We start from the raw sequence: 14,319 nt of genomic DNA on the forward strand, positions 1-14,319 counted from the left end.
TGTAGAATTAAGGTATGAATCCTCCCGGATCGTGGTGTGAGCGGCCCAAGCCTCAGGCGCCCTCGTGCGAGCTGCCATCGCCGTGGAGCAAGCCGAAGCGGCCGGACGACTGGTGCGAGGTCCAGAAGGATCCGGTGCTGTCCGCGCTGGGGTTCCTGATCAAGGCGGCAAAGCGGAAATAACGGGTGATAGAACCCCTTCTGTATGGGTAGTCGCCTTCCTCAGCGGAGGAGGCGATGCTCGTGAACGACACCCACAAGCTGGTCAACGACCTCTCCGAGCAGGTTTCCCGGCTCGTCAGGGACGAGTTCCGGCTGGCCAGGATGGAGCTGGCGGAGAAGGGTAAACACGCGCGCTTCGGCGTGGGCCTGTTCGGTGCGGCGGGGACGGCCGCGTTCTTCGGCGGGGCCTCGCTCGTGGCCGCCGCGATCATGCTGCTGGCCCGTGTCATGCCCGGGTGGGCGGCGGCCGCGGTCATGGCGGTGATCCTGTTCGCCTGCGCGGGGCTGCTCGGCCTGGTCGGCAGGAAGCAGGTCAAGCAGGTGGGTACGCCGGTTCCCGAAGAGACCATCGCGAGCGTCAAGGCCGATATCGACATGGTCAAGGAGAGGTCACGGCGATGAGCGAGACGGACCCCGGCCACAGCGACCAGCACGCCGGCTACGTCGGCGCCCGCAGGGCGACCGTGGGCACGCCGACCGAGCGTGACTCCATCAACTCCATCAACGTCCCCCAGACGAGGCCAGGTGCGGTGGAGAACGCCCGGCGGGCCGAGGCGGCCCGGCAGGAACACGAGACGTTCCTTCCCGAGAACCCCATTCCGGACGAACGGGCCGAGGCCGCGGAGAGCTCGCGGACCGAGGAGGAGACGGTGGCGGGAGCCCGGGGACGCCGGGAGGAGGACGACGAGGAGGAGGAAGAGGGCGACGTGCGTAAGGACATCAAGGAAGCCAGGAGAGAGCTCGGCGACACCATCAGCGCGCTGGCGGCCAAGACCGATGTGAAGGCCAGGGCGAGCCACGCGGCGGAGGCGGCCAGGGACCGGGCGAGCCATGCGGCCGAGGCGGCGAGGGGCAAGGCGAGCCACGCGGCCGAGGCGGCCAGGGACCGGGCCGGCCATGCGGCCGACACGGTCAAGCACAAGGCGTCGGAACTCGGCGGCAAGGTGCGTGAGGGCACCTCCCACCAGGTCAAGGACGCTTCCCGGAGGAAGAAGCTGACCATGCTGCTGGTGGCGATCGCCGGCGCCGTGACGGCCTTCGTCACGCGCCGCCTGATGAGGCGGTCCCGCAGCAGGACCAGGTGACGGCACGCCGCCGCCGGTCCCGGGGGATCGGCGAACGGTGACAGACCGCGCCGGCTCCGGCGCGGCCCGAGTGTTCCTGTGCCTCGGCGGCCCCACCTCCCACCCCGGCATCCCGCCTCCGTGTGCCGCGTGCCGGGGGTACGGGCAGGCCCGATAGCCTGCGGGAATGATGCGTCGAACAGCCGTCGTTGCGCTGCTCGCCCTCCTGCTGTCGGGGTGTTCGGGCGGGGCGGCGGTGAGCGACTTCGGCACCGTGATCAAGGGTGCGAAGGGCACGACCGTGCAGGTCCAGGTCCGTGCCGGGCAGCGGTTCTCCCTGGCCGTCGCCGAAAACCCGTCGGTGGGCGACGCCTGGGACCTGCCCGCCCTGCCGGACACCAAGATCGCCTCGTTCATCAGCGCGGAGCGCGAGGCCCACGGCGACGCCCCCGGCACGGGCGGCACGGCCTATTTCGTGTTCCACGCCAAGCTGCCGGGCAGCACGGAGATCCGGCTGCGCGACTGCTGGCGCTGCGGCCCGGACAAGGTCCCGCCGGACGAGGAGTCCAGGCGGCAGTCGGGGGAGGCGATCTTCGCCATCACGGTGGGCCCGGCACGGTGACCGGTAAGCTGCGGATCATGGACTTCATCCGGGTACGCGCGTCCGCGGACGGCACGGAGACCATCTCCTACTGGACCGGCGACGTCTACGGCTGGCAGGACGACGACGGGCCGCACCACCTGTTCGGATTCGAGGGGCTCAACGTCGCCAGGGCCGTCGAGGACGGCGAGGGCGGCTGGCGGCTGCTCACCCGCGAGGCGGCCCTCTATCTCGACCCGAAGACCAGGCAGGTGCTCGACACCTGGGACAACCCGCTCACCGGGCGGCCGGTCGAGGTGCGGCACGTCTTCAACGACCCGGTCAACCAGCGGCTCGGCGGCTATCCCGTGCCCACGACCCGGCTCGGCGGCCAGGTGGTCTTCAACGTCGACATCCGGCTGGCCTACCCCTCGCCACTGAAGGTGGCCGACTACCCGGACAACTCGGCGAGCGACACCTACCGGGCGATGGAGCTGTTCCAGTTCTTCGTCTCGGCCGCCGACCTGGAGTCGGACGTGCCGGACGTGCCGGCGGTGTTCTCCTGGTGCCGGGTGTCGCCGTGGTTGCCGTGGATGGCCATGGGGCAGCGCGGCGGCGGGCTGGTCTACCACTGCCGGGGCGCCAAGGTGGCCGAGGTGCCCGAGCGGCTGCGGGAGCGGGTGGGCGAGCGGTTCCTGCACGCCCCCGCGGAGTGGTCGGCGCCCAACATGACGAGCTGGACGGCCTTCGCGGACGAGGTGGGCCGGTGAGCGCCGACCTGTTCTGCGAGATCATCGCGGGCGAGCGCCCCGCGCACATCGTGCACTCCGACGAGGTCGCGGTCTCGTTCCTCGACGTCCGGCCGGTCTTCAAGGGACATGTGCTGGTCGTGCCCAGGGTCCACGTCGAGACGCTGGCCGACCTCGCCGACGTCGGGCCGTTCTTCGAGCGGGTGCAGGCCATCGCGCGGGCGGTGGAGGAGGGGCTGCAGGCCGGCGGGACGTTCGTGGCCATGAACAACCGGATCAGCCAGAGCGTGCCGCACCTGCACGTGCACGTGGTGCCCCGGCACAAGAAGGACGGGCTACGCGGCTTCTTCTGGCCACGGACGACATACGACTCCGCCGAGGAGGCGCAGTCGTACGCGGACCTGATCGGCAAGGCCCTGTGAGGCGAGCTTCTGTGAGGCGGGCCCCTGTGAGACAGGCCCTGTGAGACAGGCCCCGTGAGACAGGCCCCGTGAGACAGGCCCTGTGAGGCGGGCCACGGTGGGCTAGGCTCTGGCCGCGTGGGATACGTCGTCGGGGCCGCCGTGCTGGTCGTGCTGGTCGGTGTGCCGGCGATCGTCCTGTGGCGGGTCATGCGGGGGCGGCGCGAGCTGGGCACGAGCCCGGCCGAGCGGGCCACGTTCGAGACCCTGCACACCGCCTCGCTGGCCGGGCCGCCGCTGCGGGCCGGGCTGACCGCCGACGGCGCCGAGCGGGCCTCGCGGCACCTGCGCGCGCTGCTCGGCGCCGCGGCCGTGGCGATCACCGATGGCGAGCGGCTGCTGGTTTACGACGGCGCCGGCGACCACCACGCCGACCAGGCGTTCGAGCACGCGGTGCCCACCATGCAGGACGGCCGCACCCAGGTCCTGACCATCGACTGTCACCTGCTCGAATGCCCGATCAGGCATGCCGTGGTGGTGCCGCTCACCACCGACGACCGGGTGGTGGGCGCGCTGGCCGCCTACGGGCAGAACGCCTCCGCCGGGCTGGTCAGAGCCGCGCAGGAGGTGGCCGGCTGGGTGGACTCCCAGCTGGAGCTGGCCCAGCTCGACCGCTCACGCACGTTGCTGATGGAGGCCGAGGTGCGGGCGCTGCGGGCGCAGATCTCGCCGCACTTCATCTACAACTCGCTCACCACCATCGCCTCCTTCGTCCGCACCGACCCGGAGCGGGCCAGGGAGCTGCTGCTGGAGTTCGCCGACTTCACCCGCTACTCCTTCCGCCGGCACGGCGAGTTCACGACCCTCGCCGAGGAGCTGCGCTCGATCGACCGCTACCTGATCCTGGAACGGGCCAGATTCGGCGACCAGCTCCAGGTCACCCTGCGCATCGCGCCCGAGGTGCTGCCGGTGGCGGTGCCGTTCCTGTGCCTGCAGCCGCTGGTCGAGAACGCCGTCCGGCACGGCCTGGAGAGCCGGAACGGCGTCGGCCGCATCACGATCATCGCCGAGGACGACGCCGGGGCCGAGTGCCGCATCAGCGTCGAGGACGACGGGCTCGGCATGGACCCCGACCGGCTGCGCCGCATCCTCGCCGGTGACAGCGCCGTCACCGGGGCCTCCACGGGCGGCGTCGGGCTGGCCAACGTGGACGAGCGGTTGCGCCAGGTGTACGGCGACGAGTACGGCCTCGTGGTCGAAACCGCCCCCGGCGCGGGCACGAAGGTCAACATCAGATTGCCGAAATATCACCCGGGCGTCTCCGCCCGTTGACCTTGATCTTTGTTGTCGGTTTCATCACTGTCTATGGCACTACTACGGGTCCTCGCGGTCGATGACGAGTTACCCGCCCTCGAAGACCTGTCGTACCTGCTGCGCGCCGATCCCCGCATCGGCGAGGTGGCCACCGCCCGGGACGGCGCCGCGGCGCTGCGCCTGCTGGACCGGGCCATCGCCGACGGACGGCCCATCGACGCCGTCTTCCTCGATATCCGCATGCGCGGGCTCGACGGGGTGGTGCTCGGCCGGTTGCTGTCGCAGTTCGCGAACCCGCCCCGGGTCGTGTTCGTGACCGCGTACGAGGAGCACGCGGTGGACGCGTTCGAGATCAAGGCCGAGGACTACCTGCTCAAACCCGTCCGGCCGGAGCGGCTGGCCGAGGCGATCCGGCGGGTCGCGGTCTCGGCCGAGGTGTCCGTGGAGAGCGGCGAGACCGAGACCATCCCGGTCGAACTGGGCGGGGTGACCCGGTTCGTGTCCACCGCGGACGTGATCTACGTGGAGGCGCACGGCGACTACGCGCGGCTGCACACGGCGGCCGGCAGCCATCTCGTGCGCATCCCGCTGGCCACGCTGGAGGAGCGGTGGGCCACGGCCGGGTTCGTCCGGGTGCACCGGAGCCATCTGGTCGCGGTCAAGCACATCGAGGAGTTGCACATCGACTCGGGCAAGTGCACGGTACGGGTGGGCGAAACCGAACTACCGGTCAGCCGCCGCCACACGCGCGAGCTGCGCGACCTGCTGGTGCGCCGGGCGAGGAAGGGCAGGCCGGAATGAGCACGCGGCCGGGACGTACGGCCGGGCGGGGGCGCGGGGTCCGCGCGAGCGGGAAGGGCGGGCGCTCATGAGCCCCGAGCGGCGGGTGTCGCGGGAGACGCCGCGCAGGGTGGCGGTGACGAGCCCGCGCACGGCCGCCACCCGCCGCCCGCGCTACCCCGCCACCCGCGAGATCGACGAGCAGACGCGCCTCGGTGAGGTCTACATGCGTTCGCTGCTGCGCACCCAGTTCCGGCTGGCGCTGTTCGTGTGCACGGCGCTGGCCTGCGTGGTCGGCGGGTTGCCACTGCTGTTCCTGCTGATCCCCGAGTTGACCTCGGCGCACCTGCTCGGCGTGCCGCTGCCGTGGGCGGTGCTCGCCGGGCTCGTCTATCCCGCCTTCATCGTCGGCGCCTGGCTCTACGTGCGCCACGCCGAGCGCAACGAGCGGCATTTCGCCGAACTGGTCGAGAGACGATGAGCCTCGCGGCGGTCGTGGTCGTGGTGGTGGCGGCCGTGCTCATCGGGGCGTTCGGGATCAGGGTCTCCCGCACGACCTCCGACTTCTACGTCGCCTCGCGCACCGTCAGCCCGCTGTGGAACGCCTCGGCCATCGGCGGCGAATACCTGTCGGCGGCCTCGTTCCTGGGCATCGCCGGGCTCATCCTGTCCTTCGGCGTGGACATGCTCTGGCTGCCGGTCGGCTGGACCGGCGGCTACCTGGTGCTGCTGGTGCTGGTGTCGGCGCCGCTGCGCCGTTCCGGCGCGTACACGCTGCCCGACTTCGCCGAGGCCAGGCTGGAGTCGATGAGCGTGCGCCGCACCGCGAGCGTGCTCGTCGTGCTGATCGGCTGGCTCTACCTGATGCCGCAGTTCCAGAGCGCGGGCCTGGTGCTGCGGACGATCACCGGCGCGCCCGTGTGGGTGGGCGGGCTGCTGGTGGCCGCGGTCGTGGCGGTGAACGTGCTGTCCGGCGGCATGCGGTCGATCACCTTCGTGCAGGCGTTCCAGTACTGGCTGAAGCTGACCGCGCTGGCCGTGCCGCTGGTGTTCCTGCTGATGGCCTGGCAGGCCGACGGCGCCCCCGGGATCAGCGCGCAGGACGCGGCCACCTGGCAGGTGCCGCTGGCCGGAGGCAAGGAATACGGGCTGTACTCGACGTATTCGCTGATCCTGGCCACGTTCCTGGGCACGATGGGGTTGCCGCACGTACTCGTCCGGTTCTACACCAACCCGGACGGTCGGGCCGCGCGCCGCACGACGCTCGTGGTGCTGTCCCTGCTCGGCGCGTTCTACCTGCTGCCCGCCGTGTACGGGTGGCTCGGCCGGATGTACGCCCCCGACCTGATCCGCACGGACACCGTCGTGCTGACGTTGCCCACCCGGATGATCGGCGGCACGCTCGGCGACCTGCTGACGGCGCTGGTCACCGCCGGGGCGTTCGCGGCGTTCCTGTCCACCTCCTCCGGGCTGTGCGTGTCGGTGGCCGGGGTGATCGCCCAGGACCTGCTCAAGGGCGGCGTGCGCTCGTTCAGGATCGCCACGGTGATGGCGGTGGTGGTGCCGCTGGCGCTGGCGTTGTGGGCGCGGGCCCTGCCGGTGGCGGACGTGGTGGGGCTGGCGTTCGCGGTGGCGGCCTCGTCGTTCTGCCCGCTGCTCGTGCTGGGCATCTGGTGGCGGCGGCTGTCCTCCGCGGGGGCGCTGGCGGGGTTGTTCGTGGGCGGGGGGCTGGCCTGCGCCGCCGTGCTCGTCACCATCACCGGCGGCCCGTACGACGGGTTCGCCGGGGCGCTGCTGGCCCAGCCGGCCGCGTGGACGGTGCCGATCGCGTTCGTGGTGATGGTGTCGGTGTCCTTCCTGACCCCGGACCGGGTGCCCGCCGGGGTCGCCAGGACCATGGTCAGGCTGCACACCCCGGAGGACCTCGACCTCGACCGCGGCGACTGGCGTCCCCGCTCTTCCTGATCCCTCAGAGGAGCTCCGCCTCCTTGATCTTGGCCTGCGGGAAGGTGTGGCCGCCGTCGCAGTCGTGGCAGTAGCCGGTCACGGAGCCGCCGGTGATGCGCAGGTCGTCCATGTAGTGATCGCGCCGCTGCCAGACGATGATCACCGGCCCGCCCGTCACCGCGGCCAGCCGGAGCGTCTCGCCGACCGAACCGGGGGCGGGCGCGTCGGTGCCGTCGAGGATCGCCAGGGCCGCCGCCTCGGCGTCGAGCGGCCCGTCGGGCTCGGTCGCGATGGCCAGGCGGCGCCGCTGGGGGCGCTCGGCCCTGACCGTGCCGTCGGCGGCCACGCCCACGGGCGCGTGGCCGGCCTGCCGCAGCAGGCGCAGGGTCTCGTCGGGCGGCAGGGCGCTGAGCGCGACCGTGGGCGCGACCGGCCGCAGGGCCAGCTTGCGCAGCGCCTTCGACCCGCACAGCTCGGTGATCAGCGTAGGGTCGTCCGAGGTCACCACGGACGCCGCGGCGGTGACGCGGATGGCGCCGTGCCTGCGGGCGACGTCCGTGACGAGGTAGCGCAGCGGCTGGGGCACGGACTTGGCGGAGCAGCGCTCCAGCTCGGCCAGCAGGCTCTCGGCCGTCGCACCCGCGTCCAGCGCCCTGCGCACGCTCCCTTCCGACAACCGCCACACGCTGGCCCGGTCGCGGGACTCCAGGTCGGCGCATCCGTTCAGGAACGCGGCCAGCTCGGGGGCCGGCGTCCCGGCCACGATCGCGGTCAGATCGTGCTGGAGGGTCACCGTCCGCGACGGCGTGGGGAACAGCTCGGCCACCTCGCCGCCGTCGAGCAGGGCCCGGCCGAGCGTGGTGAGCGCGCCGTCCTGGACCATCCCGAGCAGCTCGCCCTCGCGCAGGGCGGCGGCGAGGAACTCGGTGGTGGCCGGCGCGTGTTCGCGTGCCGCCCGGCTCCGCCAGCCGACGGCCGGGAGCAGCCCGTCCGGCGTCGCCGCGTGCCCGTCGGGCAGCGTCCGGAGCACCCGCAGGGTGGCCCGCCGGATGTCGCCCGCCCCGCACTCGAACTGGTACGGCGGCGCCTGCGGCGTCATGTGCTCCGCGCAGCAGCCCGGCACCCGGAACGAGGCCGCCTGCGGCAGGGCGATCCAGCACTCGGCCAGCGCCTGCCAGCGGGCGGCCGCCGGCCGGGCCAGCCAGTCGTCGGCCACGGTGGTGCTGACGAGCCGCTCGCCCAGCTCGGAGGCGATCAGGTCGGTGCCGAACGCGAGGTCCAGCCAGAGGGCGGCCGACTGCTCGGGCACGTCGAGCGCCTTGGCCACCCGCCTGAGCTCGCGGGTGCCGACGCCGCCCGCCTTGAGCTCGGTGACGGGCTCCGCGCCCGCCAGGTCGACCAGCGCCTCGATCCGGTCGACGGCAGCCAGCGCCGCGGCCACGCCGTCGGACACCGGACGGGCGGCGCTGGGCACCCCGGGCTGGCCGGTCAGCTCCGGTTTCCAGCCGTCGCCGCGCAGCGCCAGGGCGACCTCCCTGGGCAGCTCGTAGTCCCACCCGTCGCGGATCACGAACCCCGCCTGGGCCAGCTGCTCGATCGGCTGGTTCGCGGGGGCGGAGCCGTACCAGATCCCCTGCTGGACGACCGGAGGGCCGGCCGTCAACGACTCCAGCAGCGTGAGCGCCTGCTCCGGCAGCCCGGCCGCGCGCCGCCGGACGGCCTGGCCGTCGCGCAGGAGCGTCTCGGCCTGCGCGAGCAGGTCCTGCTTGCGGCCCTGCGGCTTGCCGCCCAGTCCTTTGACCATCGACTTCAGCACGTCGGCGGTCAGCAGCTGGGCGAAGTCCCGCAGCGGCCTGCCCAGCCCGAACGGGTGCGCCCACAGGCCCGGCTGGTGCGGCGAGACGACCGTGCCGCCGTCCAGGCTCACCAGACCCCAGGCGGCCAGGGTGCCGATCGACTCCTCCAGCCGGCCGCCGGGGTCGTGGAGCAGCTCGGCCAGCTCGGCGTGGCTCGCCTTGCCGCCCAGGATCTGCAGCGCCTGGCTGACGAGGTGACAGTCGGTGTCGAGGCCCAGCAGGGCCGGGACGGCCGCCTCGGGCTGCTTCAGCAGGCGTTCGAGCAGGTCGGGGGAGTCGGCGACGGCCAGCTCCGGCCTGTTGCGAAGGAGCTGGGCGAGGTCGGCGGCGTGAAGGGACACGGAACGACCCTAACGGGGCGGCACCCCACCCTGCGATGAAAGGCACGCTTGCCGGAGTGTGACATCTCCGCCACCGCCCGGCGCTGCGGCCGGGCTCAGGCGCGGACCACCCGCTCCGCCACCGAACGGCGCTGCGGCCGGGCTCAGGCGCGGACCACCCGCTCGTACGTGGCGACCAGGTCGTCCATGGGCAGGACAGGGCCCCGCGGGTCCTTGGCGGCGTCGTCCCACAGGCGCAGCGAGACCGCGTCCTGGGACCACGGGTGCGCCTCGAACACGGTCACCTCCTCCGGCGTCATCGGGCCGCCCTGGACCCGCAGCGAGCGCACCGACACCGGGCTCAGCGTGTCGTGGTAGGCGGGGTTCACCGCGACGAGGTAGCGCTTGGCGGCCACGTGCTGCTGGATCGCCCAGGCCGTGCGCTCGGTGAGGTGGTCGCGGGCGAACGCGGCGCCGGCCTCCTCGTGCGGCATCCCGCGGTGGGCCGTGGCGACCGGGCGGGCGCGGCCCACGTCGTGGAAGGCGGCGGCCAGCACCAGCTCGTCGTCCGCGCCCGCGGCCACGGCGTGCGCCGCGGCCTGCAGGGCGTGGGTGCGCTGGTCGACGGCTTCGCCGCCGTACGGCAGTCCGGCGAGGCCGTCGAACAGATCGAACAATTCACCCCGAGAAAGCATGACATGTCCTCTTTAAAGATGATTCGCGCGGATTACCACAGCATGATGGGCGTGGCCGCATGACCGGGGGTGGGCGGGGCGGTGGCCGTGCACCGGCGGCCGGGTGACGCCCGGGTGGGTTCGTCCGACGTTAACCCCCCGGCTCGTGCACCGTCAGGCGCGTCTGACCTCCTCATCACAGTCGGGGAGCAGCGTGACAGGCCTTGGTTCCTGTAACACGCTCGGAGACCCACTGTGAAACGATCCCTGACCGCCCTGGCCGTCGTCGGCGCGCTCGCCGCGGCGGCGGGTTGCTCCTCCGCCAGCGGCAACGCCGGCGGTGCCGGCGACGGTGACGCGCTGCGCTTCGCCGCCGTGCCGGCCGAGCAGAACATCGACCCCACGGCCGAGTACAAGGACATCATCGCGCTGATCGAGAAGAACACCGGCCGCAAGGTGGAGTTCGTCCGGTCCACCGACTACAACGCGGTGATCGAGGGCATGGTGTCGGGCAAGATCGACCTGGCCGAGTTCGGCCCGCTGTCGTACGTGCTGGCCAAGAGCAACGGCGCCAAGATCACGCCCGTGGCGTCCATGGTGGAGAAAGGCGGCAAGCCCACCTACCAGAGCTACGGCATCGTGCCCGCGAACAGCAAGATCACCGACATCAACGGCTTCAAGGGCGCCAAGGTCTGCTTCGTCGACCCCGGCTCCACCTCCGGCTACCTCTTCCCCAGCCAGGGCCTGCAGGTCGCGGGCATCGACCCGAAGACCGGCGTCAGCCCCGTCATGGCGGGCGGCCACGACAACTCCGTGCTCTCGGTCGCCGCGGGCAAGTGCGACGCCGGGTTCGCCGAGAACGCCATGGTCGACCACATCCTCATCGAGAAGGGCAAGCTCAAGCCCGGCGACGTCAAGGTGGTGTGGAAGTCGGCCCCGATCCCCATGTCGCCGATCGCCATCCGCGACGAGCTGCCCGCCGACCTGAAGGCCAAGCTCACCAGCACCTTCACCAAGGACGCCAACCGGGACCGCATGGTGCAACTCGGCGTCTGCAAGGACACCGACTCCTGCCGCGTGACGGCCGACTCCACCATGTGGGGCTGGCAGCCGGTCACCGACGCCACCTTCGACCCCGTTCGCGAGGTGTGTGCGGCCACCCATAACGAGAAGTGCTCGAAATCATGACGGGTGAGGAGGCGATCGTCGAGACGCGCGGGCTGGAGAAGGCCTTCGGCCTGGTCCTGGCCTGCGCCGGCATCGACCTGACCGTGCGCCGCGGCGAGACCGTCGCCCTCCTCGGGCCCTCCGGGTCGGGCAAGTCCACGCTGCTGCGCCACCTCAACGGGCTGACCAGGCCCGACAAGGGCTCGGTCCGGGTGCTGGGAGTCGACGTGGTCGCCGCCAAGGGGTCCGAGCTGCGGGCCCTGCGGCGCCGGGTCGGGGTGGTCTTCCAGCAGTTCAACCTGGTGGGACGGCTGACCGTGATGGAGAACGTGCTCAGCGGCGCCCTCGGCCGCGTGCGCGGCCCCCGGTACGGCATCGTCACCTGGCCCAAGGCGGTGCGCGCCGAGGCGTTCGAGCAGCTCGACCGGGTCGGGCTGGCCGACCGGGCCTACCAGCGGGCGGGGAGCCTGTCGGGCGGGCAGCAGCAGCGGGTCGCCATCGCGCGGGCGCTGCTGCAGCGGCCGGAGCTGGTGCTCGCCGACGAGCCCGTGGCCTCGCTCGACCCGGAGACCGCCGCCTCCGTGATGGACCTGCTGGTACGGGTGTGCCGGGAGGACGGGCTGACCATGGTGTGCACGTTGCACCAGGTCGACCTGGCGCTCACGTGGACCCGGCGGGTGGTGGGCCTGCGGATGGGCGCGGTCCGGCTGGACGAGCTCACGGACCGGCTCGACGCCGTACGGCTGCGCGGCCTGTACCTGTCCGACCCCGTGACGGTGCCATGACCACCCGGACGGCGCCCGCGCGGGCCGGCGGCGGCTCGGCGGGCACGGCCTGGCCGAGGCCGCCCCGCAGCGCGCGCCGGGCGGCGGCCTGGGGGTTCCCGATCGTCTTCGTCGCGCTCGGGCTGACCGCGCTGAACTGGCTCGGGGTCGGCATCGGCGGGCTGATCGACGGGTTCGGCGAGGTCGTCGGGCTGCTCGCGCGGGCCTGGCCGCCCACGCTGTCCGACCCGGCCACGACGTTCGCGCACGTGCTCGACACCCTCTGGATGGCCGTCGCCGGCACCGCGCTGGCCACGGTGCTGGCCGCCGTGCTCGGCGTGCTGGCCGCCGGCACCACCTCCCCGGGCAGGGCCGTCAGAGCCGTCGCCCTGTCCGTGATCGTCGCCTGCCGGGCCGTGCCGGACATCGTGTTCGCCGTGTTCTTCGTGGCCGCCGTCGGCATCGGCCCGCTGCCCGGCGTGCTGGCGCTCGGCCTGCACTCGGTGGGCATGCTCGGCAAGCTGTTCGCCGAGGCCGTCGAACAGGCCGACGAGGGCGTGCGCGAGGCCGTGGCGGGCACCGGGGCCGGGCCCGCGCAGCGGCTGCTCGCCGGGGTCCTGCCGCAGGTGGCGCCCGCCTGGATCGCCGCCGCCCTCTACCGGCTGGACATCAACTTCCGCGGCTCCGTCCTGCTCGGCGCCGTCGGCGCGGGCGGCATCGGGCTCGACCTGAAGACCGCGTTCGGGTTCACCGACTACCCGGAGGCCACTGGGATCGCCCTGGTGACCGTGGGCGTGGTGCTGGTGGTGGAGGCCCTGTCGGTGGCGCTGCGCGGGCAGTTGCTGGGCGCCGGGCCCACCGCGGCCGTGCCGCCCGTGCGCGGGCTCCGCGTGCCGTGGACGCGCGCCCGGATCGCCACGCATCTGGCCGGATGGGGCGCCCTGGTGCTCGCGGTCATCGCGTTCTGGCGGGTCGGGGCGAGCCCGGCGGCGCTGGCCGGCGCGGCGGCCGGCTCCGTACAGGCGCTGGGCGAGTTCTTCCCGCCCGATTTCGCTCCCGTGGCGGACGCGCTCGGCCAGGGACTGCTCGAAACGGCCGCCATCGCGCTCGGCGCGACCTTCCTGGGCGCGCTCGCCGGCGTGCCGCTCGGGCTGCTCGCCGCGCGGGCCGTCGCCCCTGACAACGGGGTACGGCTGGCCGCCCGCACCCTGCTCGTGGCCCTGCGGTCCATCCCCGACCTGCTGCTGGTGCTGATCTTCGTGGCGGCGTTCGGGCTCATGGACGGGCCCGTCGCGGGCACCCTGGCACTGGCCGTCTTCACCGCGGCCCTGGTCGCCAAGCTCGTCGCCGACGACGCCGAGGAGCTGCGCGCCGGGCCGCGCGAGGCCGTGCTGTCCGCCGGCGCCGGGCCGCTGCAGGAGCTCACCGTCGCCGTCTTCGGCCAGCTCACGCCACGCCTGGTGACCACCACCCTGTACGCGCTCGACGTCAACCTGCGGGCCTTCTTCATCCTCGGCATCGTGGGCGCCGGCGAGCTCGGCTACGCGCTGAGCCAGCACATCCGCGCGCTCAACCACGACGTCGTCACCGCGATCGTGCTGCCGGTGTTCATGCTGGTCCTGATCGTGGAGGCGATCTCGGCCCGGCTCCGGTCCACACTGCGTTGACCCCGCCGAGTTCTTCCGCGTTGCTGGCCTCCACGCTCGTGCGGCGTCGCCCGCCGTTCACCTGCCGGTCAGGAGCCCCGCCGAGGCTGCTTGTCATGACAAGCACGCAGCGCTACCTGGAGATGGCCGACATCCTGGAGGCGGAGCTGGCCCACGTGCCCGTGGGCGCGCAGGTGCCGAGCGAGCACGTGCTGGCCGACCGCTTCCACGTCAGCAGGCCCGCCGCCCGCGCGGCGCTGCAGGAGCTGGAGCGGCGGCTGCTCGTGCGCCGCGTCCAGGGGGTCGGCACCTTCAGGCGGGGGCGGGTGGAGTACGTGATCTCCGCGCACGTCCCGCCGTCGTTCAGCGAGACCGTGCGGCAGGCGGGGGCCGAGCCGGGCACGCGGCTGGTGAGCTGCGGCGCGCGCCGTGCGGTCGAGCAGGAACGTGACCGGCTCGGGCTGGCCACCGGCGCCGCCGTGTGGGCGATCGAGCGGGTCTTCAGCGTGAACGGCGAGGTCGCCGCCTACGCGACCAGCGTCCTGCCCCGGCGCCCGCTGCTGAACCTGGACCGGGAGCTCGGCGACGGGGTCTCCCTGCACAAGGTGCTGGGCCGCCGCTACGGGCTCACCGTCGTGCGCTCCCGCTACCGGATCAGCCTCGACGTGCCGCCGCCGGGCATCGCCGACCACCTGACGGGTGGCAGCCGCGGGCCCGCCTGGCTGGCGGAGAGCGTCAACCGCGCCGCCGGAGGTCCGTACGTCGAGTACTCGCGGACGTACCTGCGGCCCGACGTCCTCGACGTCACCTTCGAGATCGAAGAGGAAACGCATTGA

16 protein-coding genes are annotated in these 14,319 nt (G+C 72.8%); 14 read left to right on the plus strand and 2 right to left on the minus strand.

The features are described from left to right. Nucleotides 1-14: 14 nt before the first annotated feature. From BLS95_RS55440 to BLS95_RS05445, 10 genes are all read left to right on the plus strand, one after another. Nucleotides 15-182, plus strand: a complete 168-nt coding sequence (locus BLS95_RS55440) for a hypothetical protein (RefSeq protein ID WP_176993026.1) — start codon at nucleotides 15-17, stop codon at nucleotides 180-182. 54 nt (nucleotides 183-236) lie between these two features. Further along, entirely contained in the window at nucleotides 237-623 is a 387-nt protein-coding gene (locus BLS95_RS05405) for a phage holin family protein (RefSeq protein WP_090929721.1), read from the plus strand. Further along, the gene (locus BLS95_RS05410; protein WP_090929722.1) at nucleotides 620-1,306 is read left to right on the plus strand and encodes a DUF3618 domain-containing protein; all 687 of its coding nucleotides are present in this window, start codon (nucleotides 620-622) and stop codon (nucleotides 1,304-1,306) included. The genes BLS95_RS05405 and BLS95_RS05410 overlap by 4 nt, the downstream gene beginning before the upstream one ends. 166 nt (nucleotides 1,307-1,472) lie before the next feature. Continuing rightward, nucleotides 1,473-1,907 (plus strand): protease inhibitor I42 family protein, encoded by a 435-nt coding sequence (locus BLS95_RS05415; RefSeq protein ID WP_090929723.1) that lies wholly within the window; start codon nucleotides 1,473-1,475, stop codon nucleotides 1,905-1,907. A gap of 17 nt (nucleotides 1,908-1,924) precedes the next feature. After that, nucleotides 1,925-2,635 (plus strand): DUF1838 family protein, encoded by a 711-nt coding sequence (locus BLS95_RS05420; RefSeq protein ID WP_090929935.1) that lies wholly within the window; start codon nucleotides 1,925-1,927, stop codon nucleotides 2,633-2,635. Next, nucleotides 2,632-3,036, plus strand: a complete 405-nt coding sequence (locus BLS95_RS05425) for an HIT family protein (RefSeq protein WP_090929724.1) — start codon at nucleotides 2,632-2,634, stop codon at nucleotides 3,034-3,036. Before BLS95_RS05420 ends, BLS95_RS05425 begins: the two co-directional genes overlap by 4 nt. 117 nt (nucleotides 3,037-3,153) lie before the next feature. After that, entirely contained in the window at nucleotides 3,154-4,347 is a 1,194-nt protein-coding gene (locus tag BLS95_RS05430) for a sensor histidine kinase (protein WP_090929725.1), read from the plus strand. Between the two features lie 33 nt (nucleotides 4,348-4,380). Further along, complete coding sequence (locus BLS95_RS05435; protein WP_090929726.1) at nucleotides 4,381-5,130, plus strand: LytR/AlgR family response regulator transcription factor; 750 nt, start codon at nucleotides 4,381-4,383, stop codon at nucleotides 5,128-5,130. Nucleotides 5,131-5,197: 67 nt separating this feature from the next. Further along, nucleotides 5,198-5,590 carry a DUF485 domain-containing protein gene (locus tag BLS95_RS05440; RefSeq protein WP_090929727.1) on the plus strand — a complete coding sequence of 131 codons (393 nt, stop codon included), beginning with the start codon at nucleotides 5,198-5,200 and terminating at the stop codon, nucleotides 5,588-5,590. After that, a complete protein-coding gene (locus BLS95_RS05445; RefSeq protein WP_090929728.1) occupies nucleotides 5,587-7,074 on the plus strand; it encodes a sodium/solute symporter in 1,488 nt (495 codons plus the stop codon). The genes BLS95_RS05440 and BLS95_RS05445 overlap by 4 nt, the downstream gene beginning before the upstream one ends. A 4-nt stretch (nucleotides 7,075-7,078) precedes the next feature. On the opposite strand, the gene BLS95_RS05450 is transcribed toward BLS95_RS05445, so the two are convergent. Both BLS95_RS05450 and BLS95_RS05455 read right to left on the minus strand, forming a co-directional pair. Beyond that, a complete protein-coding gene (locus BLS95_RS05450) occupies nucleotides 7,079-9,253 on the minus strand; it encodes a helicase-associated domain-containing protein (protein ID WP_090929729.1) in 2,175 nt (724 codons plus the stop codon). Nucleotides 9,254-9,396: 143 nt separating this feature from the next. Then, the gene (locus BLS95_RS05455) at nucleotides 9,397-9,927 is read right to left on the minus strand and encodes an HD domain-containing protein (RefSeq protein ID WP_090929730.1); all 531 of its coding nucleotides are present in this window, start codon (nucleotides 9,925-9,927) and stop codon (nucleotides 9,397-9,399) included. Between the two features lie 234 nt (nucleotides 9,928-10,161). Here BLS95_RS05455 and BLS95_RS05460 point away from each other — a divergent pair, with 234 nt between their 5' ends. The 4 genes from BLS95_RS05460 (at nucleotide 10,162) to BLS95_RS05475 (ending at nucleotide 14,319) form a co-directional block, all read left to right on the plus strand. Then, nucleotides 10,162-11,094, plus strand: a complete 933-nt coding sequence (locus BLS95_RS05460; RefSeq protein WP_090929731.1) for a phosphate/phosphite/phosphonate ABC transporter substrate-binding protein — start codon at nucleotides 10,162-10,164, stop codon at nucleotides 11,092-11,094. Continuing rightward, nucleotides 11,091-11,858 carry a phosphonate ABC transporter ATP-binding protein gene (phnC, locus tag BLS95_RS05465; protein ID WP_090929732.1) on the plus strand — a complete coding sequence of 256 codons (768 nt, stop codon included), beginning with the start codon at nucleotides 11,091-11,093 and terminating at the stop codon, nucleotides 11,856-11,858. Before BLS95_RS05460 ends, phnC begins: the two co-directional genes overlap by 4 nt. Further along, a complete protein-coding gene (gene phnE / locus BLS95_RS05470; RefSeq protein ID WP_090929733.1) occupies nucleotides 11,855-13,504 on the plus strand; it encodes a phosphonate ABC transporter, permease protein PhnE in 1,650 nt (549 codons plus the stop codon). The genes phnC and phnE overlap by 4 nt, the downstream gene beginning before the upstream one ends. A gap of 95 nt (nucleotides 13,505-13,599) precedes the next feature. Beyond that, nucleotides 13,600-14,319, plus strand: coding sequence for a GntR family transcriptional regulator (locus BLS95_RS05475; protein WP_090929734.1), 720 nt, complete (start codon nucleotides 13,600-13,602; stop codon nucleotides 14,317-14,319).

It is taken from the genome of Nonomuraea jiangxiensis, from assembly GCF_900099965.1.
GTDB lineage: Bacteria > Actinomycetota > Actinomycetes > Streptosporangiales > Streptosporangiaceae > Nonomuraea > Nonomuraea jiangxiensis.

Excerpts from the sequence above, each read along its gene's own strand:
- BLS95_RS55440 (WP_176993026.1), top strand. The coding sequence starts at position 15 with ATGAATCCTCCCGGATCGTGGTGTGAGCGGCCCAAGCCTCAGGCGCCC.
- BLS95_RS05440 (WP_090929727.1), top strand. The coding sequence starts at position 5,198 with ATGAGCCCCGAGCGGCGGGTGTCGCGGGAGACGCCGCGCAGGGTGGCG.
- BLS95_RS05405 (WP_090929721.1), top strand. The coding sequence starts at position 237 with ATGCTCGTGAACGACACCCACAAGCTGGTCAACGACCTCTCCGAGCAG.
- BLS95_RS05445 (WP_090929728.1), top strand. The coding sequence starts at position 5,587 with ATGAGCCTCGCGGCGGTCGTGGTCGTGGTGGTGGCGGCCGTGCTCATC.
- phnC (WP_090929732.1), top strand. The coding sequence starts at position 11,091 with ATGACGGGTGAGGAGGCGATCGTCGAGACGCGCGGGCTGGAGAAGGCC.
- BLS95_RS05420 (WP_090929935.1), top strand. The coding sequence starts at position 1,925 with ATGGACTTCATCCGGGTACGCGCGTCCGCGGACGGCACGGAGACCATC.
- BLS95_RS05410 (WP_090929722.1), top strand. The coding sequence starts at position 620 with ATGAGCGAGACGGACCCCGGCCACAGCGACCAGCACGCCGGCTACGTC.
- BLS95_RS05435 (WP_090929726.1), top strand. The coding sequence starts at position 4,381 with ATGGCACTACTACGGGTCCTCGCGGTCGATGACGAGTTACCCGCCCTC.
- BLS95_RS05475 (WP_090929734.1), top strand. The coding sequence starts at position 13,600 with ATGACAAGCACGCAGCGCTACCTGGAGATGGCCGACATCCTGGAGGCG.
- BLS95_RS05415 (WP_090929723.1), top strand. The coding sequence starts at position 1,473 with ATGATGCGTCGAACAGCCGTCGTTGCGCTGCTCGCCCTCCTGCTGTCG.
- BLS95_RS05455 (WP_090929730.1), bottom strand. The coding sequence starts at position 9,927 with ATGCTTTCTCGGGGTGAATTGTTCGATCTGTTCGACGGCCTCGCCGGA.
- phnE (WP_090929733.1), top strand. The coding sequence starts at position 11,855 with ATGACCACCCGGACGGCGCCCGCGCGGGCCGGCGGCGGCTCGGCGGGC.